The organism is Pedobacter polysacchareus (assembly GCF_019802255.1).
GTDB lineage: Bacteria > Bacteroidota > Bacteroidia > Sphingobacteriales > Sphingobacteriaceae > Pedobacter > Pedobacter polysacchareus.
Window position 1 is genome coordinate 466746 of record NZ_JAHYSS010000006.1, and the last position, 23859, is coordinate 490604.

The following is a 23859-nucleotide window of genomic DNA, read 5'->3' on the forward strand; positions in this document are numbered from 1 at the left end:
TGCAGTAAAAACATCTATTTTGCGACAATTTTAAAGAAATGAGCGAAAAGAAAACATTAATCATCGGTTTAGTATGGCCAGAGCCATGCTCTTCAGCAGCGGGAACAAGAATGCTTCAGCTGATTGATTTCTTTATTGCTGATGGTCATCAGGTGATTTTTGCTTGTGCAGCAGCTAAAACAGCACACAGCTTTGACCTGGAGGGAAAAGGAGTTAGCGAACTGGTTATTGAATTAAATGATGATGGTTTTAACGGCTTGATTCGGGAAATTGCTCCGGATATCGTTCTTTTCGACCGCTTTGTGATGGAAGAACAATATGGCTGGCGGGTACAGCAGGAATGTCCTAATGCGCTTAGAATCCTGGATACGGAAGACCTCCATTGTTTACGTCATGCACGACAGCAGGCTATAAAAAGCGGAAAACATTTTCAAATCAGTGATTTGTTTACGGATATGGCGAAAAGAGAAATCGCTGCTATACTGCGATGTGACCTTTCTTTGATCATTTCCGAACTGGAAATGAAAATCTTAAAGGAAACTTTTCATATCGACCCTTCTTTAATTTACTACCTCCCCTTTTTAGAAGAAACATTGGAAGAAAAAGACCTTAAGCAATGGCCATCTTTTGAAGAAAGAGCTGGATTTGTGTTTATTGGCAATTACTTACATGAGCCGAACTGGCATACCCTGCAAACCTTAAAAACAGCCATATGGCCGCTGCTCCGGAAAAAATTACCGGGAGTAGCCTTGCATATTTATGGGGCTTACAGCAATCAGAAAGTAATGCAGCTCTACAATGAAAAAGAGAAATTTCTGGTTCATGGCCGTGCGGAAGATGCTAAGAAAGCGATTGCGCAGCATAAAGTCCTGCTCGCACCGATCCAATTTGGCGCTGGTTTGAAAGGGAAATTCATTGATGCCATGTTAACGGGTACACCAAATGTGACGAGTACCATTGGTGCGGAAGCCATGGCTGGCGATTTAGACTGGAATGGGCTCATCGCCGATGATCCTGAGCTTTTCATCACCGCAGCAGTTACTTTATATCAAATGAAAGATAAATGGCTGCAAGCGCGGCAAAACGGCATCGACCTCTTAAATAATCGGTATGCTAAGTCGTCATTTTTACCAGCTTTTGGTATGACTTTGAAAAATTTAAGCCATCAACTGAAAACTCATCGCCAGCATAATTTCTTTGGCCAGATCCTGCAATACCACAATGCCAGCAGCACTAAATACATGTCTTTATGGATTACTGAAAAGAAACGTCATCGCCCTTAAAACAGCTATAACTAAGAGATGGGCAATTCAAAAATCATCCTGGTTCCCTCGCCGAATTCACTTTCTGCCCAGATTTTTCCGTTGTGACTTTTCACGATCTCTGCGCATAAATACAGTCCAATTCCAAAGCCAGCGATATTTTTAGTATCCGCAGTTTCGAATCGCTGAAACCTGGTAAACAAATATGGAAGGTCAGTTTCCCGAATCCCCATCCCACGGTCCGTTATCGAAATCTGGGCATTTGATTCATTTTTTCGGCAGTCCAGCCGGATGTCCTTATGGTGTAGGGAGTACTTAGCCGCATTGCTCAGCAGGTTGGTCAACACCTGGCTTATTTTATCCCGATCTCCGGTTAGCCACAATTCTTCTGTCCTATCAAAAGCAATTACATGAGGATTGATAATGGCTTTAACCTCTTCTATTACCTCCAGAATCAACTTATTGCATTCGAATGCTGATTTTTCCAATACAATCCCTCCTGCTTCCAATCTAGAAATATTCAAGAAACTATTGATCATACCGACCATCTTATTCACCTGATGATCTGCTTTTTCTAAGATTTCAGCGGTCATGAGGTCTTGCGCTTTCTTCCCTGTTTTCTTCAACAATTGAACATATGCCTTCAGGGAGGTCAATGGTGTTTTCAATTCATGGCTCACCATGGCTATGAAATCATTTTTAAGCTCTTCTTCCCTTTTTTGACGGGTATTATCGAGTACCGTTCCAATGAATCTGCCGGGCAGTCCCTGCTCATTGAAAAACAACTTACCCTTTGCACGAACCCAGCGCATTTGTTGGTTGATCAGGCTCACCGTACGAAATTCCACATCATAATCCCCATTCTTCAATGGCCTTTTAAAGGCATTTCTCATGAGTTTAATCAGCCTGGTTTTATCCTCTTCATGAACTGCTGTCATAAAATCCCTTGTCTGATTATACACCTCACCAGCTTCTATTCCAAAGATTTCCCGACACCGTAAATCACATTTCAGCAAGCCATGTTCAACATCCATATCGAACACGCCCAGATCAGCGGCTTCGATAGCCAACCTGCTTCTTTGCTGTTCCTGCAATAACTCAACCCTGGCTTTTACCTGTTCCGTCACTTCTGAAGCCATAATAATCACCCCGCAAACACAGTCGGAACTATCTCTAAGGGGATGGTAAACCATGTTGAAATAGGCTTCCTGTAAGGAACCCTCCCTTGCAAGCAGCATTTTTATGTCTTCATTATAATGCGATCGACCGGTGCAATACGTCTGACTGATCAGGCTGAGGACTTCTAATTTAATAGCCTTGGGGAGCACATCTGACATCTTTTTACCGATGATTTCCTCTGATTTACCCCATACTTCCAGCATGAGTCCATTGGCTAGTTCTACTTTCAGCTCCCGTCCTTTCAGCATCGCAATCGCCACTGGTGCATGGGCAAAAAACTCACGGAGGTGTTTATTGGTCCAGTCTTCTACCTCTAGCTCGATCCTTTCCTTTCTAACCAGATCGTACGTAGAGGTGACATCTACATTGGTATGGACGATATAGGCTACATTCCCCTGATCATCCAGCACCGGAAAATTAGTCACCATCCAGTATTTCACTTCAAATTGATCTGTTCCCCGGATTGGAATATCATATTTGAGAATGCTGAGTACCTGCTGTTCTTTAGTTTCCAGCACACTGAGCAGATTGTTATAAAACAATTCTGCATTCTTAGTACTGCTGTCCTGAGGGTTCTGCGGAAAAGCAGTCAGAAGGGGTCGCCCCACCAGATCTTTAATCCTGCTGGAGGTTACTTTAAGATAAGCATCGTTGGCTTCTACGATAGTAAAATACGGCGGGTCCGGCTTCAAAACTAAAATTGGAGGTCCCGCTTTATAGAATGCGTCGAAGTTAATATTCGGTTTCAAAAGAGATGGCGTAAGAATAGGTGTAAATATGCTCAAAAGTATAAAAACCTATGGTCTTAGCGGGAGAAGCATGGTTTCACATTATAAAGTGAAACCATAAATTGTATCATTTCAGCGCTAATTTAGCTATTTAAGATCCTGTCTTCATTTTACCTTGTCTAAGTTTCCTTCTGTTGACCAATAAGTAGCAAATGTATAAAAGCAGAATCCAGGCAGGAATCAACTCTACTGAAAGTTTCATTCCGGTGATCCACATGATCACTAGAATTCCCAGTAAAAACACCAGACATATATAGTTAGACAAAGGATAGATAAAAGAAGGAAACTTTGTTTTCACCTGAGCTGCATCTTTAGATTTCCTGAATTTCAGGTGGGTAATACTGATCATCAACCAATTGATAATCAAAGAAGACACCACTAGTGACATCAATATTTCCAACGCTTTTTCTGGAATCAGTTTATTAATGACAATACAAATTGCGGCGAAAAGACTGGAAACCAGAATCGCTTTAATTGGCACATGATTTTTGTTCAGTTTCGACAAGAAAGCAGGTGCATTTCCTTGTTCTGCAAGGCCGAAAAGCATCCGGCTATTGCTATATACACAACTATTGTATACCGACAAGGCTGCAGTAAGTACGATCATATTCAGCACATTGGCAATGATACTGGTGAAATATATGGTTTTCCCAAAGGCATGGATTTCAAAGCCTTTCAGACTTTCAAACACCATTACGAAAGGGCTGCTATCCGTAGTAATATTTTTCCATGGCGATAAAGAGAACAAAATAACCAATGCTCCTACATAGAAAATCAAGATCCGATAAATCACCTGGTTTGTTGCTTTAGGGATAGTTTTCTCTGGATTTTCAGCTTCTGCAGCGGTAATTCCGATGAGCTCCAGTCCGCCGAAAGAGAACATGATCAGCGCAATTGCGGCAAATAAGCCTTGAAAGCCACCTTTTCCATCTGCACTGAACCATCCTTTGGCAAAGAAACCGCCGTCATTCCATAAGTTTTGTACACTGGCTTGTGCTCCACCGCTGCCACTTAACAATAAATAAGCGCCAAAAGCGATCATAGCAATGATGGCCACGACTTTAATGATCGAAAACCAGAATTCTACTTCTCCGTATACTTTTACAGAGGTGAGGTTTAAGGCGTTGATCACAATGAAAAAGAAAAGACTGGAAGTCCATAATGGGATTTCGGGCCACCAGAAATGCACATAAATTCCAATAGCGGTCAATTCAGACATACTCACCAGAATATACAATGCCCAATAATTCCAACCGGAGGCAAATCCAGCAAAGGAACCCCAATACTTAAAAGCAAAGTGGCTGAAACTTCCTGACACAGGTTCTTCTACCACCATTTCGCCCAATTGGCGCATGATGAAAAAGGCGATAATCCCTGCCAGGGCATAACCTAAAATTACGGATGGACCTGCTAAAACTGCAGCAGAACCGATACCTAGAAATAAACCGGTTCCTATGGCACCGCCAAGGGCGATGAGTTGGATATGTCTGTTTTGTAAACCCCTTTGTAGCTTCTGCTCCTCAGGCTTTTCTTCTACTTGCTTCAATCTTTATGGTATTGCGCTAATGATAAATGAATATAAGTTGCACAAAAGTGTGAACTTATATTCATTTGAACGATTAAAAGCCTAAAAATTTACTATTTTTTTGTGAACTTCATTGCTGGTACATCACCCATCATTAAGGTAAGTGTGTTGCCATCTACTGTATAAGCATCTACTTTTTTAAGCATTTCCAGGAATCTCATTTCTCCTTCGCCTTCACAATGTTTCATCGTCATTGGTCCTGATAAATCAACTTTAAATTTGTTGCCTTTTACCTCTAATTTTGAACCAAAGGAATTACAGCTGGTATTTCCATTAAGTTCATTAAGCGCCGCATTGATATTGATATTCGGTTTTGATTCTGGATATAAACCATTAAAGGCTATTCTTACCCCTGTAATGTAATTTAACTCCCAGTTGCCGCTTAATTTTGAAGCTGCAGCATTTTGCTGTGTGTTTTGACCTTTGTTCATCATTTTACAAGATGTTAAAGCGGATAAAGAGATCAAGATAGCGAAGATTGCCTTTTTCATAATTTTTCTTTTTTACTAAATAACCCAATTTCCATTAAGTTCTAACTGTTTGTATAACCGATGGAGGGGCGTTCATTTACAATTACAATTGTAAGCAAAGATCCGGCCATTTAAATGCTAAAACCGCGTTTTCAGGCCATTTTCAGCCTACTTGATAAATCGTACCAATGAATTATCAGCTCATATTAGGGCAGATCAAAGCCAAATTTCTTGTAAATAGCGCCAGCTTCTGCGCCTACCAGAAAATCCATAAAGTCCTTTGCTGCTTCTGGATGCGGTGCATTTTTCAGCTGTCCGGCAATATATTGAGAGCGGATATTTTCAGCTTCGGGAACTTCGATCATTTCTACGGGATGTCCCAGCATTTTCTGATAATAAACTTCCGTATACCATACCGGCGCAGCATCGCTCTGATCATAAAGAATGCGCATTGGCGATTGTCGGTGATGGATCTGTGTGAGATAAGTACTCTTATCTGCCACTTTACTTTCCATAACGGTTTGTTTTAGCACCTCACCTCCTGCTTTCACATAGGCTTCTTCAATTCTTTTTCCTATTCCTTCAAAATCCGGATTGGGCATACTGATTCTCAAGTCTTTTCTGCCCAGGTCTTTTAACCCTTTTACTTTTTTAGGATTTCCTTTTTGCACCATAATGGCCAACCTATTTTTGGCATAGACCTGTGTTTTGCTAAACCATTCCGGTGTTTGCTCGATTCTGCTTTTTCCAGCGGTATACACATCAGGTTTTAAGGTGATCCTCATATTGCCGACCACAATGCTGCCACTGGCAATCTGCTTGGCTAAAATACCTGGAGGAAGTGTTTCCGCAAATACCCTTTGATATTGGGGATGCTTTTTCTTAAAGGCACCAATCAATTCGTCAATGCACATGAACTGATTCCCTGCAAAGAACACCACCAATTGGGGGTCATTTATGTCACCGAAAAGATCAGGAACATTGTCTATCCCAGGAACGGTAAACTGTACCTTGCTTTCCGGCGGAGTATTCCATGGCGGATCAAAGCAGTGTTCCTGAGCATTCACTTCGGAGGAAAGGACAAATAGGGCGATTGCGCCACAAAATAGCTGATTTAAAATTCTCATATAGGGTAAAATGATCTAGATTTATTAATGATTTGGGGCGATATCTTTCAATGCCAGCACGATTGGAGGATAAGGTCCGTATTTATGCTGCTGCTCAGGAAACCCATCCAGATAAGGACCATAAGGCGCATCAATTGGCTTTTTACTGCGATCTGGATAATCTGTTTTTTGTGCTTTATGAGGTCTGGGCTGAGTGTTGACAAATGCAGCTACGTCCCAGGATTCTTCATCTGTTAATTGTGCATTTGGATAAGTCACCCCATAAGGCATATTATTTTTTACGAAACCTGCAAAATTGCTCAATCTGTACATCCCTGCGCCATCGTTATAACTGTGCGGTCCCCAGAGCGGTGGGTATAAAAAGGCCAATTGGTCTGCTGATTTAATTCCTTCGCCATGCTGTCCGTGGCAGCTTTGGCATTTATTCTGGTACACGATCAGCCCTTTTTCCGGATCTGCGGCTCTGTCCATATAGTTCAATTTTTCCGTGCCCGTACCAAATGCTTTTTTTCCTTTCTCTTGTTCCGATCCTACCCATTTCATGTAAGCGAGCATCGCCTTTACTTCTTTTCCAGCTAGATCAGGAACTTTTCCGTTTAAGCTCCGCTGAAAGCAATCGGCGATGCGTTCGGTGGCTTCGGCCATTTTACCTGAGCGTGCGCTCTTTTTGGGATAGCTGGCAAAGAATATCGAATAGTTATTGCCGAAAGTCTTCGTTCCTGCTTCCAGGTGACAATTCTGACAGTTCATTCCATTGCTGATTCTGGCCACAGCACCATTTGGCCCAAAATATTTAGCGGTATTCTTCACCAGTTCCCTTCCATAACGGATCATTTCACCATACTCATCGGCAGGAATCGTACTGTCGTCTGGTGATTTCCAGGCATCAGCCGGAATGGCCTTACCTTGCATTACAGCCTTGGTATTTCCAATTTGACTAGTTCCATGATCTGCCCCTGCAGCAGCACTTTCTTGAGTTGAGGTTGAAGCTGCATCCTTAAAATAGTAAGCGCTGATCCCTATTAAACTGGCTAAAATAAACAACAAGGAAACTAACACGATGGATTTCGCGGTATAAATAAGGGCTTGCCGGCTTTGGTCAGGTTTAGTTTCTTCGCTCAAAATATTTGGTTTGGTATTCAAAAATGCTATTAATTATGAGGATGACAAAAATATATAAAGTGATCAGTCATAACTAAAGGTTATAATACAATGAAGGACCGCGCCCGGTAAAAGCTGATTCCAGCTGTTTTGCCATGACTTTACAGATTAAAGGCTGTCGGTTCATGAATTCCTATTTTATTATCCTAATTTTGCGCCCAAAGAACGGATTATGGAATCAAGCGAATTAAGAATAGGAAATTACACATTAGATCATGGCCATCCTGAGCAAATCCCTTATGGATCTGATATTGACTCAGCCGGATTAATGGAGCCTATTAAATTAACGGTAGATTGGTTGATGAAATTTGGATTTGAAAAATTCGTTTTTGAATATGAAGAAGGTGATGAGATCACTTATGTACTAGAGAAAAAAAATGGCCATCAATTTGTTTTAAGTGATGACTTTCAGCCTATGGATGGTGAAATCGCCATGCTGGACTATAAATTATTATACGTACACCAGTTACAAAACCTTTATTTCTGTTTAACCGCTGAAGAATTGGTACTAAGCGCATAATCTTATGATAAGCTTTACATGAAATCATTCCAAAACCTATTGAGCATCCTCCTCCTGTCGGCCATTACTTTATTTAGCGCATCCTGTAACTCAAAAAGCGCTGATGAAGATTGGAAAGCGCGTGCTAAAACGGACATGAGGTTACTGCCTAAATACGGTGGCCTGGTAAAATCGCAAAAGTACTTAGAAATAGATCAGCAATTCATAAAAGAGGCAACGGAACAATTTGGCACAAAAGAACGTGCTTCCTATGTTTATTCCAGATGGGGAATGGAATATGCAAAAAAAGGTGATCCTAAAACAGCGATGTACCGTTTAAATCAAGCCTGGTTACTCGATCCAAAGAATGCGGAAGCCTACCATGGATTTGGCTATGTGATGGCAGGACTGGGTGCCTTTAAAGAAGCCTTGAATGCATATAATGACGGTCTGAAATTTGCACCTGAACATGAGCAGATGAAAATAGAACGTGCTGCGGTTCAGCAAAAGCTTTAAACAACTCATCTTTCTACTATCGTTATACGATTGTTATGACGATTTATCCCTGATTATCATCAGGTCCCAGTTTATTATGTTAACTTTAGAAAATACGAAGAAAAGCTAATCTTTCCCGCATTCTTTTCTTTTTTCCATTAATATCAACCACTACCCTTTTACTAAGGACATGAAAGAAGACGATTCCGATGAATTGATGATTCCGAATAAAAAGATTGCTTTTCAACATCAGGAAAAAGAGAACCTCTCAGCAGCTTTACTCATCGCCAATAAAGAGCTTCTTTTTCAAAATGAAGAGAGAGAGAACTATGCTGCAGAGCTAGCGATTGCCAATAAAGAACTCCTCTTTCAAAATGAAGAGAAGGAGAAAATAGCAGCAAAGCTCGTGATTGCGAACAAAAAGCTGATTTTTCAAAATGAAGAAAAAGAACGTCGAGCGGCAGAACTAGTCATCGCCAATAAAGAGCTTGCTTTTCAGAATGAAGAAAAGGAAAAAAGAGCAGAAGAATTAATCATTGCCAATAGGGAGCTGAAGAATGCAGAAGACGAAGTTCGTCAGCTCAATGACGAATTAGAGCAAAAAGTAGCAGAACGTACCGCACAATTAGAGTCTGTTAACAAAGAATTAGAGTCCTTCTCCTACTCCGTCTCTCATGATTTACGTGCACCGATCAGGGCAATTAATGGTTATACTAAAATATTAGTAGAGGACTATGAGGCGGTAATTGATGAAGATGGAGTAAAGATCCTGCAATCGATCATTAACAACTCTAAGAAAATGGGTGAATTAATCGATGACTTGCTAGCCTTTTCAAAATTGGGAAGAAAACAGGTAACGGTTTCAACAGTAGATATGCTCGATCTTGTCGATCAGGTAAAGGAAGAGGTATTATTGGAGCAGCATAAAAACTTACCAGAGTTTAATATCGCAAAACTGCCAAATGCTATAGCCGACAAATCATTGATTAAGCAGGTTTGGATTAACCTGATTTCCAATGCCATTAAATACTCCCGGCACAAAGAAAAGACAACCATAGAGATTGGTTCTTACCAGGAGGACGATCATATTGTATACTTTGTAAAAGATGGTGGTGCTGGTTTTGACATGCAATATTACGATAAGCTCTTCGGGGTTTTTCAACGATTACACTCCCAGGAAGAATTTGAAGGTACAGGTATCGGCCTCGCTATCGTCCATAGAATTGTGCAAAGACATCTGGGAAAAGTTTGGGCCGAATCCACATTAAACGAGGGATCTTGCTTTTATTTTAGCTTACTCAACGTAACACATTAACATTAAAAGACATGAACTACCATAACATTGAAATTTTATTTGTAGAAGACAGTGCTGACGACGCTGCATTGACCATCCGCGCGTTAAAAAAAGGTGGGGTGACCAATAAATTACATCATGTAATCAATGGAGCTGAAGCACTCGACTTTCTCTACTGCAAAGGGGAATTTTCTTCGAGAAGCAATCAGGAGTTTCCTAAATTAATCCTATTGGATTTAAAAATGCCTAAGGTTTCTGGACTGCAGGTGTTGGAAAAGATTAAATCTGATCCCAACATGAAGTCTATTCCAGTAGTGATGCTGACTTCCTCCAATGAAGGCCCGGATATAGAAAAGTGCTTTGCATTAGGTGCAAATAGCTATATCGTTAAGCCGGTAGATAGCGATAACTTTTTCAAAACTGTAAAAGAAATAGGTTTATACTGGTTGGTATTAAGCCAGCCCGCACATTAATAAATATTCAGCACTTTATAGGTAAAATTAGGTCGTATATATAATGGCAATAACGCTTAGAATACTCATTGTTGAAGACAATGAAAGTGACGCTGACTTACTGTTGCGTGAACTGAAAAAATCTGACCTGAGTTTTACAGCAGTAGTGGTTCAAACACGTGTAGAATTTGAAAAAGCGCTCGATAGTTTCAGTCCTGACCTGATATTATCAGACTATTCGCTTCCATCATTTGATGCGGAAAGTGCTTTTCACATTAAACAGGAACACCATTCAGAAATCCCATTTATCATTGTCTCCGGTATTATTGGAGAGGAAAATGCGGTTAAACTGATTAAGGCTGGAGTCACTGATTATGTGTCAAAAAACAGTCTTTTCACCTTATCTACGAAAATCAACAGGGCCCTGAATGACAGTCAGATCAGGAAGGAAAAGTTGCTGGCGGATGAAAAGTTAAAGCAGATCAATGAGGAACTTTCACTGCTGAATCAGGAGCTGGAAGACCGTGTGATCAACCGCACCAGGGCTTTGGCTGAAAGTGAAAGTCGTTTTCGCAGCATGATGGAAACCATACCACAACTTGCCTGGACAAATACAACAAAAGGAGAAATCGTATTTTACAACCAGCGATGCTCGGATTATACCGGTTTAGATCAAACAATAAACAGAATGATCGCATTTAAATCGGTGATACATGAGGAGGATCGTCATGCGGCCATTGACCAATTCCGTTCTATCCTGGAAAATGAGGAAGGCGGTGAATTTCAAATTCGCCTCAAGCGAGTGGATGAACTTTACAGATGGCACCTGATTCGCTTAATGCCCGTTAAAAACGAGGCTGGTCAATTGGAGCTTTGGGTGGGCACCGCCACTGACATCCAGGAGCTTCGCTTATTGCAGCAGCATAAAGATGATTTTATCATCATTGCGAGTCATGAACTCAAAACTCCCATTACCAGTTTAAAGGCATCTTTACAACTCTTAGACCGAATAAAAGACAATCCACCGGCTAATGGTATCCTGGCTAAGCTGATTGTGCAATCCAATAAAAGTCTAGGAAAAGTCAATGCGTTGATTGAAGACCTATTGAACTCCAGCAGAGCCAATCAAGGACAACTTCACATCAATCAGGAGAATTTTGTGTTGTCCCGTATTATTAAAGACTCTTACCATGATTTAACCACTGATGGAATTTACTCCATTAAAACAGAAGGTGACCTGGATATTTCCGTTTATGCTGATGCCATTCGGGTGGAACAGATTGTGATCAACTTCCTCAATAATGCGATAAAATATGCGAGCCAATCTAAAGAAATCTGGATTCGTATTGAGAAGAAAAATGACATGGCTAAAGTCTCTGTCATTGACCGGGGTCCGGGGATACCACCAGAAAAATTGCGTTACATATTTGACCGCTATTATCGTGCAGATAATTCCGGCAGTCAGTATACCGGATTGGGCCTCGGCCTATACATCTGTGCAGAAATCATTAAACAGCACAATGGGCAAATTGGTGTAGAAAGTGTAGTGGATGAAGGCAGTAAATTCTGGTTTACCATACCAATGGCCAATTAAATTACAGTCCCCATTCCAGCTGCAAAAGCATTAGCGTACTTAAAGACATCTAGATATCTTTAAGTACACCTCAATCACGAAAAATTATTAAGCTCAAAATCAGCCATTAAGGCATTGAAATAAAAATTACCGATTAATAATCACTTTGAAGATATCTCCACATCAATATATCTTAGTATCATTGCGTATTCGTATAAAGGATATATTGACATGAAGATTATAGCTGTTATAAATCATAAAGGTGGTACAGGAAAAACAACTTCTACCTTAAATATTGGCGCCGGTTTAGCTCGTGCGAAAAAGAGAACATTACTAATTGATATTGACCCACAATCTAACTTAACGGAAGGTTTAGGATTCAGAGATGTGAAGGTGTCGATTTATGACAGTATCAAAAGTGACACGCCTCTTCCTATAGAAAACATTTCAGAATATTTAGACATCGTCCCTTCCTCACTGGATTTATTGGGTGCAGAGATTGAACTGGTTTCCAGATTGGGCAGAGAAACCATTGTAAAAAGATTGCTGAAAGCAGTGGATGGAAAATACGACTATGTTTTGATCGATTGTGCGCCTGCTTTAGGCATGTTGACAGTAAACGCGTTGGTTGCTGCAGATACCGTATTGATCCCATTGGAAGCAGAATATTTTGCTTACAGAGGTATTGACCGCCTGGTTTCTATTATTTCTGATGTTCGCACACACTACAATGAAAACCTGACGATCGGTGGGGTATTTATTACCAAAATAAACCCGAGAAGGGTGATTACCGAGCAAATCACAGACAGTATCAAAAAATATTTCAGCGATAAGTTATTTGATACTTCTATCCGGGTAAACGTAGCCTTGATAGAAGCACAGCTGAAAGGCGTAGATGTCTTTGAATATGCACCTTTATCAAATGGTGCTGTAGATTATGAAAACCTTACGGAAGAAATTTTAGTTAAATTATAATATTATGGCAAAGAAAAACCTGGGTGGCATAGAGGACAATAATAAAAATTTAGGCGGTGTATCCGCATTGTTCAATTCTCCTTCAAAAGAGACGGTTCCTGTAAAAGGAGAAAAACAAGCTCCCCTGCCGGACGATGAAACCGTTACTTATCCATTGAGACTTAAAAAGAGTGCTTTAAAAGCGTTGAAAATCCTGGGTGCACAGCAAGGAATAACCGTTAAAGACCTGATCTTAAAAGTGGTGGAAAAAGAATACAATTTATAATATTAAGCATAGTTTCTATAGATGCTGATGAGTGATTATATGAAGATATCTTGGTATAATTACTCATTGGATTTTTTCATATCCATCTCGCTGAAAAATCTTAAGTCTATATTGTAGCTATAGACGGAGTACCATTTATTTTGGCAGCATACAATTGCAGGAATTATAAAATTAACTTTATGTATTTTATTCCTTACAAATGGATTTTTGGGTTATATTTTGTGTTAACCACATACACACAAATGTAAACTGTTATGAAAAAATTACTCTTAAGCGTGATGGCATGCTATGCCCTGAACGCTGGTGCCCAAGAGGTGCCCGACAACAAAAACTATCTATACCTCTATTCTGATTCCATCGTTTACGCCAATAGAATTCAGCTGAGACCTGATTTCTCGGGCTATTGGCAGCTGAGAGTAGATTCCCGCCGCATTCCTGTAGATCAGGTGAAGTTTTTTAACAATGAAGATGGCTTTTTTGCGAATACCAAAAAGCTGACTTTTGCCAGAACCAGTCAATTTTCTGAAAGGATTATTGAAGGAAAAATCAACCTTTATCAGGAAAGACCTTATGATCCATTCAGCTATGACAGGAACTATAGACATGGCTATGGATACAGACCCGGTCGGTATCCGGCTGTAGACATGTCTATGTATTACAACAAAGGTTATGCTGACCTCAAAAAAGTAAATTACAACAACCTCAAATCTGATATGGCTGACAACCCAGAGAGCATGAAATTTCTAAACAAGTATAGAAAAAGTGCCAGCCGTAGTAAAATCATGTACGTTACTGCAGGTGCATCAATTATTGCTGGTTTTGTTTCTTTTCTGGCTACAGGAACTAGTCATAATGATATGCCATCTGGCTTTGGTTTTGACAATCGTTCTAGTCTAAAAAGTCCAAATTTCACCGCCAGTTATGTATTAATGGGTATTGGTGTGGGAATGGCAGTATGCGGATACGCAGTACAATCTGCTGGTACCGGAAACATTGAAAATGCAGTCGATGCCTATAACAGGCAGTTAAGGTGATCCATTATAAAATACAACTAGAAGCTGACTAGTTGATTCAAGTTCAATGCCCCCATGAATCATTTAAAATTTTTGGGGGCATTTTTAGTTAAAATAATCCGGTTAAAAAGGGATTGCCTTGATCACAATCCAGGAAAAACCTCCTATTTTTAGCGTAATGAAAACTACAGCACCCATCATTCTTTTTGTATACAACCGTTTATCGCATACGCAGCAGGTGATTGCCGCTTTAAAAGAAAATCTGTTAGCAAAAGATTCTGAGTTATATATTTATTCGGATGCAGCAAAAAATGAGGCAGCGTTGGATAAGGTGAATGAAATCAGAGCTTATTTACCCAGCATAACCGGATTTAAAGATCTCCACATCTGCCTGCGCGATCAAAATCTTGGAGTAGATGAAAATGTGATTTTGGGAGTAACGGAAGTCATCCATAAACATGGTAAGGCCATTGTGCTGGAAGATGATTTGGTGACTTCTCCCTGGTTCTTAAAATACATGAATGATGCCCTTGATTTTTATGAAAATAAGGAAGAAGTAATTTCCATACATGGTTACGTCTTTCCTATTCAGCGAAAATTGAAAGAGGTTTTCTTCTTAAAAGGGGCTGATTGCTGGGGTTGGGCGACCTGGAAAAGAGGATGGGATATGTTTGAACCAAATGGAAAAATACTCCTGGATAAAATGATAGCGCGTGATCTTCAAAAAGAATTTGATTTTGACCACACAGCTCCATTCTTCAAATCATTAGAAGACCAGGCGAATGGCAAATGTACAGTTTGGGACATCAGGTGGTATGCTTCGGCTTTTTTAGCAGGAAAATTGACACTTTATCCTGGCCAGTCATTGGTGGCTAATATTGGCCATGATGCAACTGGAACGCATTGCGGGCCAAACACAAATTATGATGTGGTTCTTGCCCAATCCCCTTTATCTGTTGAAACAGAGACTATCCCAGATCCGGAGGCCTTTCTCGCATTTTCAGACTTTTTCAAAAAACTGTCGGCCGACCAAACACGACCAGCAAAAGGAATCCTATCCAGGTCTTTTAAAAAGTTAAAAGACACCATTAAAAAACTGTTTAAAGCGATTTAATTATCCTTTTACTATTAATTGCATTTTTATGCACCAAAAAATTACATCATGAAAATCGCTTACGTTTCTTACCACGTTCAGGAAATATATACCCCCACTACCGAAGATGAAGAGTCTACACTTTTAAATTTCCTTTTAGATAAAGGCCTATCCATTGAGCGTGTCATCTGGAATGACCCATTAGTTAAATGGGAAAATTATCAGCTTGCTATTCTTAAATCACCATGGGATTACACGGAACACCTGACTGATTTTAAGAACTGGCTGCATCAGCTCGAAACTTTAGGTATTCAACTACTGAATCCTTATGACCGCGTGAGATGGAATATGGACAAGCATTACCTGCAGGAAATTACCGACTCCGGCTTGCCAGTGATCCCTTCATCATATCTCGAAAAAGAGAGTGCGCTGACTGATCTACAAGCCTTACTGAGCTCATTTAATGTCGATAAATTGATTATTAAACCCTGTGTTAGTGCCGGAGCCAGGAATACATTTATCCTTACCGCAGAAAACTTTTCCAGCCAGCAGGAACTCATCAATAGCTTACTCCAGCAAGAAGCTTTTATTGTTCAGCCTTTTATGAAAGAAGTTTTTGAGGGCGAGTGGTCTTTTCTATTCTTTAACGGAAAATATAGTCATTGCCTTTTAAAAGTACCCAAAGCTGGGGAGTTTAGAGTGCAGCATTACTATGGCGGCAGCGTGAATGTAGCACATACCGCAGACAAATACATTCCCGCAGCCCAGGCTTATGTAACTCAATTTGCGGAAGGATGTCTTTATGCGAGAGTCGACGGTCTTATTGTGAATAGTCAATTAAACCTCATGGAACTGGAACTGATTGAACCCTATCTTTTCCTGAGTACACAACCTGAATCTTTTGAAAATTATTATCAGGCTTTATCGGCTCATCTTTAGGATTAACTTTATAAATTAGAATACTGTAAATGAACAATTAACTCATTAAATTCTATTAATTAAACCATATCATTATTCGTTTATGAAAAACTTTGATTGGACTTCCTTTACTAAAACCATCGCCATTAAAGCTCCTTTATCAACTATTTATAATGCCTGGACGCAAGCTGAAGAACTGGAAAAGTGGTTTCTAAAATGCGTAATTTTTACTGATGAGCGCGGAAAAACGCTGGACAAAACGCTAAACGTGGCCGCTGGATGCACTTATGAATGGCTTTGGTATTTATACCAGGATGCCATGCAAGGACTAATTAAAAAAGCAAATGGTAAAGACTTTCTTCAGTTCAGTTTTGAAGGAGATTGTCTGGTAGATGTGAATTTATCTGAGAAAGACAATTACACCATTGTTGAGCTCAAGCAGCACCACATTCCTGAAGACGATCAATCTAAACAGTTCATCAGGCTTGGATGTGCAAGCGGCTGGGCTTTTTACCTGCTTAACCTAAAATCCCTTTATGAAGGTGGCCTGGATCTTAGAAATAAAGATGAACATTTACAACCAATGATCAATAATTAGTAATTGAAACCTTTATTTTTCATAGATTTAGGAAATATGAATAAGGCTAACAGAAGAAAATTTATTGGGACCGCAGCTGTTCTTTCCCTCGGAACAATGGCAAGCGCAATGCCCTTAACCCCTACAAAAGATGATTATCCAGTGGTACATCATGTATTTTTCTGGTTGAAAAACCCAGACTCAAAAGCAGACCGTGATCAATTGATTGCAGGCGTAAAAACACTTTCTAAAATACCAACCGTACGCAAAATCCATGTTGGTGTTACCGCTAGTACAGAAAAACGTGATGTCATCGACAGCAGCTGGAGCGTATCAGAACTGATGTTTTTTTCTGATCTTGAAGGACAGGCAACCTACCAGACGCACCCAATACATCTGGAATTTATCAAAAATTGCAGTCATCTTTGGGAGAAAGTACTTGTCTATGATATCATGGAGGCCTAAATCAGGAAATGCAGTTTAAAGGTGGAAAAAAGAACTACAACTACTTGCTGAAGGCGCCAAAGTAATCATCAAGGGCAGAACACAAAAGAAAATTTATTGATGCTTCAGCAATAGCGAATCTTGCAGTCTATCTTTCCAGTCCTTTGTCTATCGAGACCAACGGTTCTTCAGTTCGTGGGATTTACTTTCTACGATTTAAGTATTCTTGAAACAGTCCTTTAACTGATGATGATTTAAAACCCTTAAGAATAGATAAAAGATATATTTTTGAAACAACCAAATTAACCAGCCATTCCCGTATATCTTATGACCAACGCTCCATTTAAGTGCTCTTACCTTTTAGTTTTTTTCATTGCCTGTTTATTTTCAAAGACATTTGCGCAAAACAATCCAGGCATCACCTTAAAAGGCACCCTTAAGAATACAAAAAATGAGGGAATTGATGGGGCAACATTGCTATTAAAGAACCACAATAATGGTCAGCTGGTTAAACAAGGATGGAGTAATCCGGACGGCAGCTTCTCCTTTGAACTTGTTCCGGGAAGCTATATACTTTCAATTAGCTATTTAGCGGCACTTGCTTACCAGAGTGAATTGTTGAAATTATCAGGCAACTTGGACTTGGGAATGATTAAGATAGAAACAAGTCCACGTAGTTTAAAAGAGGTAGTCATTCAAAATTCCAGCAGTAAACCCTTGATTAAAATCGATGGACGGAAAATGATCTATAATATAGAGAAAAGCATCACCGGACAAGGGACTAATGCACTAGAGGCTTTAAAAAAGACACCAGGAATTATTGTGAATCAAGACAACTCGATCACCTTGAATGGATCTAGTGCTGCCTTGGTGATGATCAATGGCCGACAAACTTACCTACAGTCAGAAGAGCTGGCGCAATTGCTAAAAACGATGTCGGCCTCCGACTTAAAATCAATTGAAGTCATTAAAAACCCTTCAGCAGAATACGATGCTGCCGGAACTGGTGGTATTGTGAATCTTGTGCTTAAAAAGTCAGTGGCTGAAGGCTTCAATGGCAGCATCAATAACGGGATTGCTTACGGAAGGAGTTTAAAGCAAAACACCAATCTGAACCTCAACTTCCGCAAGGGAAAATGGAATCTGTTTGGTGGATACAATCATAATTTAGGACATTTTGCGATGGACTATGACAACGACAGAACCACCAATGGGAAAATTTATTTAAATGCCAATCATGACATTGATAAACGCCGCAACATCGGTTCCACAGTTGGTGCCGATTATGAAATAGATACCACAAAAACGCTTGGCATCGTCATGAATGCTAATTTTTCTAATGGCGGAGGAATAATTTTCCCGACCACAGATATCTACGATCAGGCTACCAACCAGCTTTTACAGCAGCTGAGAAGCGAGAGTAGCTACCCTGCTCAGCGCGCAAACCGATACAATGCCAACTTAAATTACCGTTATAAAGGCAGTAAGGGTACCAGCCTGGATATAGATGCAGACTATGGGATTTTTGATGCAGCCACAAAAAACCTGAGCACCAATTCCTTGTATTCCCCGGATGGCACCTTGCTATCCAACAATAATTTTCTGGTAGCCAACAGCAGAGACATCAAATTATACGCTGTTAAAGCGGATTATGGCTTCCCAATAGGGAAAGGAAAAGTGTTAGCAGGTGCAAAATATTCTGAGGTGAGCGCCGATAATGTCTTTAACCAGTATGATATGAACAAGGAGCTTCCGGTACTGGACATCAACTTATCCAATACTTTCAATTATAAAGAGCAAATCACCGCAGGATATTTGAAATATGAAAGGCCTATTGGTGATCAATTCAGTTTTGATCTGGGCTTGAGGCTGGAAAACACGCATTCCGAAGGCGATTTACAACCCTCAGCAGGCAGCAGCGTATTGCCTACATCGGTAGTTAGAAATTACCTGGACGCTTTCCCAACAGCTGCTTTCACCTATAAAACCACCGGATCCAGTACTTTTAATTTAAGTTTTGCCCGTCGCATTGACCGTCCTGCTTACAATAACCTCAATCCCTTTTCCTACCCGGTGGATGAACTTTCCTATTGGAAAGGAAATCCATTTCTGAAGCCACAATATGCCAACACACTGGCACTCCAGTATAGTCATAAAAAAACAACGATTTCGACCAGTTATACCCGTACCAATGACATCAGCAGCTCAATTACAGAAGTTTTTGAGGACAACCTGATTTATATGGTGCCTAGAAATATTGGCTTACAAAACAACCTGAACCTGACCATAACACAGCAACTCGCCTTGGCAAAATGGTGGAACCTGACCTTAACTGGTATAGGATACCGCCTGGAGAATAAAGTTGGTACCACTGAATATGGAAATTTTAACCGCAGTCGTTTTGCAGGCACACTTAATGTTCAGCAAACCTTTAACCTGCCAGCTGGCATTACAGGAGAACTAGCCAGTGTGGTTAATTCTAAAAACATCAGTGGTTTGAATACTTGCATCCGGGGAAATTCACAGGTCGATCTTGGTTTTCAAAAGAATTTAATGAAGGATAAAGCCACCCTAAGATTGGCGGCTACTGATGTATTCAGGTCCAACAAAATCAGAACTGATACGCAGCTGAACAATTTATTGCTGCATACCACTTACGTCGGAGAAAGCCGTCAGATCCGATTAAATTTCAGTTACCGCTTTGGTAATCACAAAATCAAGACGAAAGACAGCCGCGAGTCGGGCTTAGAAAATGAATCACAAAGGTTGTAACAGACGGGAATTAATTTCTGCGGAATACAAAAACTGTATTCCGCAAAAGATCAATATCACGTCCTTTAGTCGTCCTATATAGCTGAAGATGATCGCTTAAATAAGAAGATGACTTTTTTAGTTCCAGTGATCGCTGCCACGACAACTAATCCGGCAACTAATCCAATCAGGGCCTCTTTAATCATTGATGGCCAGGTCGGAAGTAAGTGATGTAAAAATTCGATATTATGGACAAAAATCCCACCAGAAACCAGGATCAGCGCAATGGTACCAACCACACTTAGAAACCTGATGATCAATGGTAATGCTTTTACCAACATTTTCCCTAAACCCGTAAATAAACCTTTGTTATTGGAACGTTTGATTAAGTTATGGCCTACATCGTCCATTCTTACGATCACTGCAACGATTCCATAGACGCCCACAGTTGCCAATATAGCAACCACCGAAACAGTCAGAATCTGTATCGGTAATGCTTCTGTTAAAACGGTGCCCAAAGCAATAATTACGATTTCCACAGAAAGAATGAAATCCGTGGTTACTGCAGATTTGATCTTCGCTTTTTCAGCTTCGTTACCGTCTTGTTGGATCTCTTGAATGACCTCGTGACCTTTCTTTGGACGATGAAAAAGGTATTCCACGATCTTTTCTACCCCTTCATAAGCGAGGTAAAAACCACCTAAAACAAGGATGAATTTAATCGCCACCGGAAAAAACGCATTTAACAACAAGGCGATGGGAACAATGATCAGCTTGTTCAGCAAGGAGCCTTTGGTAATTGCCCAAAGCACAGGTAATTCACGTGAAGACAGGAAACCGGTTGCTTTTTCTGCATTCACAGCTAAGTCATCCCCTAAAATTCCTGCGGTTTTTTTCGTCGCTATCTTAGCTGCGACTGAAACATCATCCATTAAAGCAGCTATATCGTCCAAAATCGCAAAAATACCTGAGGCCATATTTATATCTTAATTTAGTTAGTTAATTTCTTCGCAAATTATAAATAGGATCTCAAACTTCGGCTAAAACAGCTGTATATATTTATAAATAGTACGGTGATTGCTACAGGGAACATTTTAAAAGACAGTATTGTTTAAAAGAATTGATCGTACAGGCGATGATCAAAGAATTCTTTTACTCCAGATCCCCTTAGTAAAAAATCTTTCCAGGTTAGATTTTTTCTGCGAACTCCTCTTTTTCTAAGATAGTTTTCAATTGAGGTGCAAACTCTAACCCCCAGTTGCCGACAGCCTTAAAGAAACACCCTGAAAAATATACCTTACGTCACCTGTACGATTTATATCCAGATGAAAAAATCGATGTGAAAGAAGAACAGAGTTGGGTAGAAACACACGATAAAATTATCTTCCAATTTCCATTTTATTGGTTTAATTCACCACCGCTTTTCAAAAAATGGCTGGATCAGGTATTACACATCGCATTTTGCCTTTCCGATTCCACCATCCGCCCCTGTAATAAAAACTACACTGTTTTTTAATAGGTGACCAAAAAACAAAGTGCCTATTCCCAGATTCCTAACAAACGTCGGATGACGACAATTTCAGCAACGTGGTAGGCGGTGTGATCAGCAATTTGAAGCGCTTCCCGCAGCAGGGTTTGTCCTGTCCCATGCGGGATGGGCTTATATAAGTCACTCGTCTGAATCAATTCAACAAATGATTCTAAATCGGCCTCATATTGGAGCAGTGTTTGATTCCAATGCGCTTCATCTGAGGGAGCAGCCTCTTTTGGCCAATATCCTTCTGGCCATTTTGGTGATTTATGATGGGCGTCTCTGCTAAATTCCAGCATGTCCCATTGTGCAATTCTAATGTGCTCCACCAATTGCCAGATACTATAGGGCAGATCATGCGGTCTTTCGCCAAGCAATTCAAAAGGGATCTTTGCCGCAGCATCTTTTAATCCCACATGGGCGCCTCCACCTGCTAATAATTTTTTGAGTTCTTTAACTAATGGATCCATTTTATAAATCTAAATAACTGATGTAATTATTAAACCATTAGTAATAATACAATTCATCAGGACTAAAGTTTCCCGATCCAGCACCCATGTTCCTGAGACAAGCAGTGATCAGTATATTGGAACTCCAGCTACCACCTAAGACTTTAATATTTCCAAAGCACGCGTATCTTCTATAAAGTAGCTTTCTTTAGGGAAGGACGCTTCTTCCCTGTAATGATTCAGCTTTAACTCGTCATCAATAATTAAATACGGAGACTGATCCATATCGTGCTGGCATTTTATTTTCCCGCAATATCTTGTTTTAACCAGGGATTTTCTTGTTGGCCAATGACTCACGATATTCGTTACGGGACGCCGAATAGTACTGTGCTCTAAATAAGAACCAAACAAATCACTAGGCTGATCGAATCTATAATCATAAGCTACGATTCTATCATAAAAGCCCTGATACTTCTTTACAATATTTTTTAAACTCATCTCCTTTTGGGGAACTAAAAACTCATCCACATCATGAAATGCAGTCCAGTGGTCAACACCTTTATATTTGAGTTTTAAAAAATCCAAGGCTTTATTCGCAGCCTTTAATTGCCTTGGTATTAGCGTACTCATAATGGGATGTAAAGAACCATGTTCTTCTTCCCATTTTGAAAGGCCACCATCATAATAATTCCCATCCTTTGGCAGCACCTCGTAGCTGACATTGTATCTTTTTTGCAAAGACTCCAACCGCTCTTCTGAATCATCCGTAGGATAATCGAGGTATATTAAAAATTCATCAACCCCTATTTTATTATGAAAATGAATCCATTCTTCCAATCGATGTCCTGTATTTCTAGCCAGCGTAAATAATGTGATCTTCATATTACAACATAAATAAAGGTTTTAATTTTAATAAGAAATCTGGTTTTTGAAGCTCAAGATAAATCAAACCAGAACTGAGCTCAGAATGGAGGAAAGAAATGTGACTATAATCTCTTTCTACAAATCTATGCTGATTTTTAACCTCAATATCTTCAATCCTATTCCGTATTTTTTCAATGAATTGATCTAAACCTTTGCTTTCTTTAAAGATAGACTTCAAAAGGAGATGATCAAAAAGCAAACTCCCTAAGCCATTACAAATATTAAGGTGCTTTTGATAGGAAATCGTATGACTCTCTTTGTGCAGGAAATCCAGATAATTGTTCAGGCAGAGCTCAATCCGTTCTTTATGAGCGGAATTATTTACCGTCTGATTGGCATTGAGCAGCGCATAAAGCAGCTTGGCGTTATATACATTGATATGGTTTTGCCCCATAAAAATATAATAAAGGATGCTATTTATGATCCAATCCATTAAGTCTAATAATTCAATGCTATTGGTCCTCCTTTGAAAATCTGACAATACATTTAAACAGGCTAGCTCAATAAATATGCTGCTCGAATTATTACCAAATAAAAACCCTTTATAATTATCGTGGTAATAGTTAGTAAATAGAGAGATGAATTTTTGGTCTATTTCCGCAGAACGATCAGACAATTTGCTTCGCTTCAGGTGATAATTTAACTTACTTAAAACATCATCCTTATTCGACCGGTCAATCAGCTTCAATTTTAAAATATCAGCATAAATACCCTCGTCCAGGTCTTCCAGTATTTCGTCAATATCTTCTGTGATAAAATGATAGTTCTTTAAATGCTCCAAAACTAAGCCATAGGCAGTGATGCCACCCAGCTGCGTATCGTTTCTATCTAATGGATTAGAAAGGGCTTGCTCTAAAACCTGATCTGCTGCCGCTTTAAAAAAATCACTATTTGTGTATTTGCTGTAGTGATAAAGAAAAATACTAATTTCCAGAAGTTGATGTGCTGAAATCGTCTGATCCAATGATTTCTCCATCAATACAGCAGCTTCTTCTTTCAAAAGATGATCAATTGATTGATTTTTCATAGTATAG

The 23859-nt window shown here is 39.8% G+C and carries 24 protein-coding genes; 15 read left to right on the forward strand and 9 right to left on the reverse strand.

What is annotated here, in order from left to right:
- Nucleotides 1-38 precede the first annotated feature (38 nt).
- The gene (locus K7X70_RS19505; protein WP_222538643.1) at nucleotides 39-1283 is read left to right on the forward strand and encodes a glycosyltransferase family 4 protein; all 1245 of its coding nucleotides are present in this window, start codon (nucleotides 39-41) and stop codon (nucleotides 1281-1283) included.
- Nucleotides 1284-1294: 11 nt separating this feature from the next.
- Here K7X70_RS19505 and K7X70_RS19510 read toward each other — a convergent pair whose 3' ends face one another.
- The 5 genes from K7X70_RS19510 to K7X70_RS19530 form a co-directional block, all read right to left on the reverse strand.
- A complete protein-coding gene (locus tag K7X70_RS19510) occupies nucleotides 1295-3190 on the reverse strand; it encodes an ATP-binding protein (protein ID WP_222538644.1) in 1896 nt (631 codons plus the stop codon).
- Nucleotides 3191-3320: 130 nt separating this feature from the next.
- Complete coding sequence (locus tag K7X70_RS19515) at nucleotides 3321-4775, reverse strand: amino acid permease (protein WP_222538645.1); 1455 nt, start codon at nucleotides 4773-4775, stop codon at nucleotides 3321-3323.
- 92 nt (nucleotides 4776-4867) lie between these two features.
- Entirely contained in the window at nucleotides 4868-5305 is a 438-nt protein-coding gene (locus K7X70_RS19520) for an META domain-containing protein (protein ID WP_222538646.1), read from the reverse strand.
- A 185-nt stretch (nucleotides 5306-5490) separates the two neighbouring features.
- The gene (locus K7X70_RS19525) at nucleotides 5491-6411 is read right to left on the reverse strand and encodes a molybdate ABC transporter substrate-binding protein (protein ID WP_222538647.1); all 921 of its coding nucleotides are present in this window, start codon (nucleotides 6409-6411) and stop codon (nucleotides 5491-5493) included.
- 24 nt (nucleotides 6412-6435) lie between these two features.
- The gene (locus K7X70_RS19530; RefSeq protein ID WP_222538648.1) at nucleotides 6436-7533 is read right to left on the reverse strand and encodes a c-type cytochrome; all 1098 of its coding nucleotides are present in this window, start codon (nucleotides 7531-7533) and stop codon (nucleotides 6436-6438) included.
- Between the two features lie 211 nt (nucleotides 7534-7744).
- On the opposite strand from K7X70_RS19530, the gene K7X70_RS19535 reads away from it, so the two are divergent.
- The 13 genes from K7X70_RS19535 (at nucleotide 7745) to K7X70_RS19595 (ending at nucleotide 19942) form a co-directional block, all read left to right on the forward strand.
- Nucleotides 7745-8092, forward strand: a complete 348-nt coding sequence (locus K7X70_RS19535) for a hypothetical protein (RefSeq protein ID WP_222538649.1) — start codon at nucleotides 7745-7747, stop codon at nucleotides 8090-8092.
- A gap of 18 nt (nucleotides 8093-8110) precedes the next feature.
- Entirely contained in the window at nucleotides 8111-8587 is a 477-nt protein-coding gene (locus tag K7X70_RS19540) for a tetratricopeptide repeat protein (protein ID WP_222538650.1), read from the forward strand.
- Nucleotides 8588-8756: 169 nt separating this feature from the next.
- Nucleotides 8757-9881, forward strand: coding sequence for a sensor histidine kinase (locus tag K7X70_RS19545; RefSeq protein ID WP_222538651.1), 1125 nt, complete (start codon nucleotides 8757-8759; stop codon nucleotides 9879-9881).
- Between the two features lie 11 nt (nucleotides 9882-9892).
- Entirely contained in the window at nucleotides 9893-10333 is a 441-nt protein-coding gene (locus K7X70_RS19550; protein ID WP_222538652.1) for a response regulator, read from the forward strand.
- 43 nt (nucleotides 10334-10376) lie between these two features.
- Entirely contained in the window at nucleotides 10377-11906 is a 1530-nt protein-coding gene (locus tag K7X70_RS19555) for a sensor histidine kinase (protein WP_222538653.1), read from the forward strand.
- Nucleotides 11907-12116: 210 nt separating this feature from the next.
- Nucleotides 12117-12860, forward strand: a complete 744-nt coding sequence (locus K7X70_RS19560; protein ID WP_062549774.1) for a ParA family protein — start codon at nucleotides 12117-12119, stop codon at nucleotides 12858-12860.
- Nucleotides 12861-12864: 4 nt separating this feature from the next.
- Nucleotides 12865-13125: a hypothetical protein gene (locus K7X70_RS19565; RefSeq protein WP_222538654.1), complete on the forward strand. Its 261-nt coding sequence runs from the start codon at nucleotides 12865-12867 to the stop codon at nucleotides 13123-13125.
- Nucleotides 13126-13379: 254 nt separating this feature from the next.
- On the forward strand, nucleotides 13380-14159 hold the full coding sequence (locus tag K7X70_RS19570) for a hypothetical protein (RefSeq protein WP_222538655.1): 780 nt from the start codon (nucleotides 13380-13382) through the stop codon (nucleotides 14157-14159).
- 157 nt (nucleotides 14160-14316) lie between these two features.
- Entirely contained in the window at nucleotides 14317-15252 is a 936-nt protein-coding gene (locus K7X70_RS19575) for a glycosyltransferase family 2 protein (RefSeq protein ID WP_222538656.1), read from the forward strand.
- 48 nt (nucleotides 15253-15300) lie between these two features.
- Nucleotides 15301-16170, forward strand: coding sequence for an ATP-grasp domain-containing protein (locus tag K7X70_RS19580; RefSeq protein WP_222538657.1), 870 nt, complete (start codon nucleotides 15301-15303; stop codon nucleotides 16168-16170).
- A gap of 82 nt (nucleotides 16171-16252) precedes the next feature.
- Nucleotides 16253-16747: an SRPBCC family protein gene (locus K7X70_RS19585; RefSeq protein WP_222538658.1), complete on the forward strand. Its 495-nt coding sequence runs from the start codon at nucleotides 16253-16255 to the stop codon at nucleotides 16745-16747.
- A gap of 36 nt (nucleotides 16748-16783) precedes the next feature.
- Nucleotides 16784-17191: a Dabb family protein gene (locus tag K7X70_RS19590; protein WP_222538659.1), complete on the forward strand. Its 408-nt coding sequence runs from the start codon at nucleotides 16784-16786 to the stop codon at nucleotides 17189-17191.
- A gap of 306 nt (nucleotides 17192-17497) precedes the next feature.
- Nucleotides 17498-19942, forward strand: coding sequence for a TonB-dependent receptor (locus K7X70_RS19595; RefSeq protein ID WP_222538660.1), 2445 nt, complete (start codon nucleotides 17498-17500; stop codon nucleotides 19940-19942).
- A 74-nt stretch (nucleotides 19943-20016) separates the two neighbouring features.
- Here the strand turns inward: K7X70_RS19595 and K7X70_RS19600 are convergent, their stop codons facing one another.
- Complete coding sequence (locus tag K7X70_RS19600) at nucleotides 20017-20898, reverse strand: DUF808 domain-containing protein (RefSeq protein ID WP_222538661.1); 882 nt, start codon at nucleotides 20896-20898, stop codon at nucleotides 20017-20019.
- A gap of 281 nt (nucleotides 20899-21179) precedes the next feature.
- Here K7X70_RS19600 and K7X70_RS19605 point away from each other — a divergent pair, with 281 nt between their 5' ends.
- Complete coding sequence (locus K7X70_RS19605) at nucleotides 21180-21437, forward strand: NAD(P)H-dependent oxidoreductase (RefSeq protein WP_222538662.1); 258 nt, start codon at nucleotides 21180-21182, stop codon at nucleotides 21435-21437.
- Nucleotides 21438-21460: 23 nt separating this feature from the next.
- On the opposite strand, the gene K7X70_RS19610 is transcribed toward K7X70_RS19605, so the two are convergent.
- The 3 genes from K7X70_RS19610 to K7X70_RS19620 all read right to left on the reverse strand — a co-directional run bounded on the left by K7X70_RS19610 (nucleotide 21461) and on the right by K7X70_RS19620 (nucleotide 23852).
- Entirely contained in the window at nucleotides 21461-21922 is a 462-nt protein-coding gene (locus tag K7X70_RS19610) for a DinB family protein (protein ID WP_222538663.1), read from the reverse strand.
- A 135-nt stretch (nucleotides 21923-22057) separates the two neighbouring features.
- Entirely contained in the window at nucleotides 22058-22783 is a 726-nt protein-coding gene (locus tag K7X70_RS19615; RefSeq protein ID WP_222538664.1) for a glycosyltransferase family 92 protein, read from the reverse strand.
- Nucleotide 22784: 1 nt separating this feature from the next.
- Nucleotides 22785-23852, reverse strand: a complete 1068-nt coding sequence (locus tag K7X70_RS19620; protein ID WP_222538665.1) for a hypothetical protein — start codon at nucleotides 23850-23852, stop codon at nucleotides 22785-22787.
- Nucleotides 23853-23859: the final 7 nt, after the last annotated feature.

Excerpts from the sequence above, each read along its gene's own strand:
- K7X70_RS19595 (WP_222538660.1), top strand. The coding sequence starts at position 17,498 with ATGACCAACGCTCCATTTAAGTGCTCTTACCTTTTAGTTTTTTTCATT.
- K7X70_RS19580 (WP_222538657.1), top strand. The coding sequence starts at position 15,301 with ATGAAAATCGCTTACGTTTCTTACCACGTTCAGGAAATATATACCCCC.
- K7X70_RS19620 (WP_222538665.1), bottom strand. The coding sequence starts at position 23,852 with ATGAAAAATCAATCAATTGATCATCTTTTGAAAGAAGAAGCTGCTGTA.
- K7X70_RS19610 (WP_222538663.1), bottom strand. The coding sequence starts at position 21,922 with ATGGATCCATTAGTTAAAGAACTCAAAAAATTATTAGCAGGTGGAGGC.
- K7X70_RS19505 (WP_222538643.1), top strand. The coding sequence starts at position 39 with ATGAGCGAAAAGAAAACATTAATCATCGGTTTAGTATGGCCAGAGCCA.
- K7X70_RS19600 (WP_222538661.1), bottom strand. The coding sequence starts at position 20,898 with ATGGCCTCAGGTATTTTTGCGATTTTGGACGATATAGCTGCTTTAATG.
- K7X70_RS19545 (WP_222538651.1), top strand. The coding sequence starts at position 8,757 with ATGAAAGAAGACGATTCCGATGAATTGATGATTCCGAATAAAAAGATT.
- K7X70_RS19585 (WP_222538658.1), top strand. The coding sequence starts at position 16,253 with ATGAAAAACTTTGATTGGACTTCCTTTACTAAAACCATCGCCATTAAA.
- K7X70_RS19535 (WP_222538649.1), top strand. The coding sequence starts at position 7,745 with ATGGAATCAAGCGAATTAAGAATAGGAAATTACACATTAGATCATGGC.
- K7X70_RS19565 (WP_222538654.1), top strand. The coding sequence starts at position 12,865 with ATGGCAAAGAAAAACCTGGGTGGCATAGAGGACAATAATAAAAATTTA.
- K7X70_RS19590 (WP_222538659.1), top strand. The coding sequence starts at position 16,784 with ATGAATAAGGCTAACAGAAGAAAATTTATTGGGACCGCAGCTGTTCTT.
- K7X70_RS19525 (WP_222538647.1), bottom strand. The coding sequence starts at position 6,411 with ATGAGAATTTTAAATCAGCTATTTTGTGGCGCAATCGCCCTATTTGTC.
- K7X70_RS19555 (WP_222538653.1), top strand. The coding sequence starts at position 10,377 with ATGGCAATAACGCTTAGAATACTCATTGTTGAAGACAATGAAAGTGAC.
- K7X70_RS19570 (WP_222538655.1), top strand. The coding sequence starts at position 13,380 with ATGAAAAAATTACTCTTAAGCGTGATGGCATGCTATGCCCTGAACGCT.
- K7X70_RS19615 (WP_222538664.1), bottom strand. The coding sequence starts at position 22,783 with ATGAAGATCACATTATTTACGCTGGCTAGAAATACAGGACATCGATTG.
- K7X70_RS19575 (WP_222538656.1), top strand. The coding sequence starts at position 14,317 with ATGAAAACTACAGCACCCATCATTCTTTTTGTATACAACCGTTTATCG.
- K7X70_RS19540 (WP_222538650.1), top strand. The coding sequence starts at position 8,111 with ATGAAATCATTCCAAAACCTATTGAGCATCCTCCTCCTGTCGGCCATT.
- K7X70_RS19550 (WP_222538652.1), top strand. The coding sequence starts at position 9,893 with ATGAACTACCATAACATTGAAATTTTATTTGTAGAAGACAGTGCTGAC.
- K7X70_RS19520 (WP_222538646.1), bottom strand. The coding sequence starts at position 5,305 with ATGAAAAAGGCAATCTTCGCTATCTTGATCTCTTTATCCGCTTTAACA.
- K7X70_RS19560 (WP_062549774.1), top strand. The coding sequence starts at position 12,117 with ATGAAGATTATAGCTGTTATAAATCATAAAGGTGGTACAGGAAAAACA.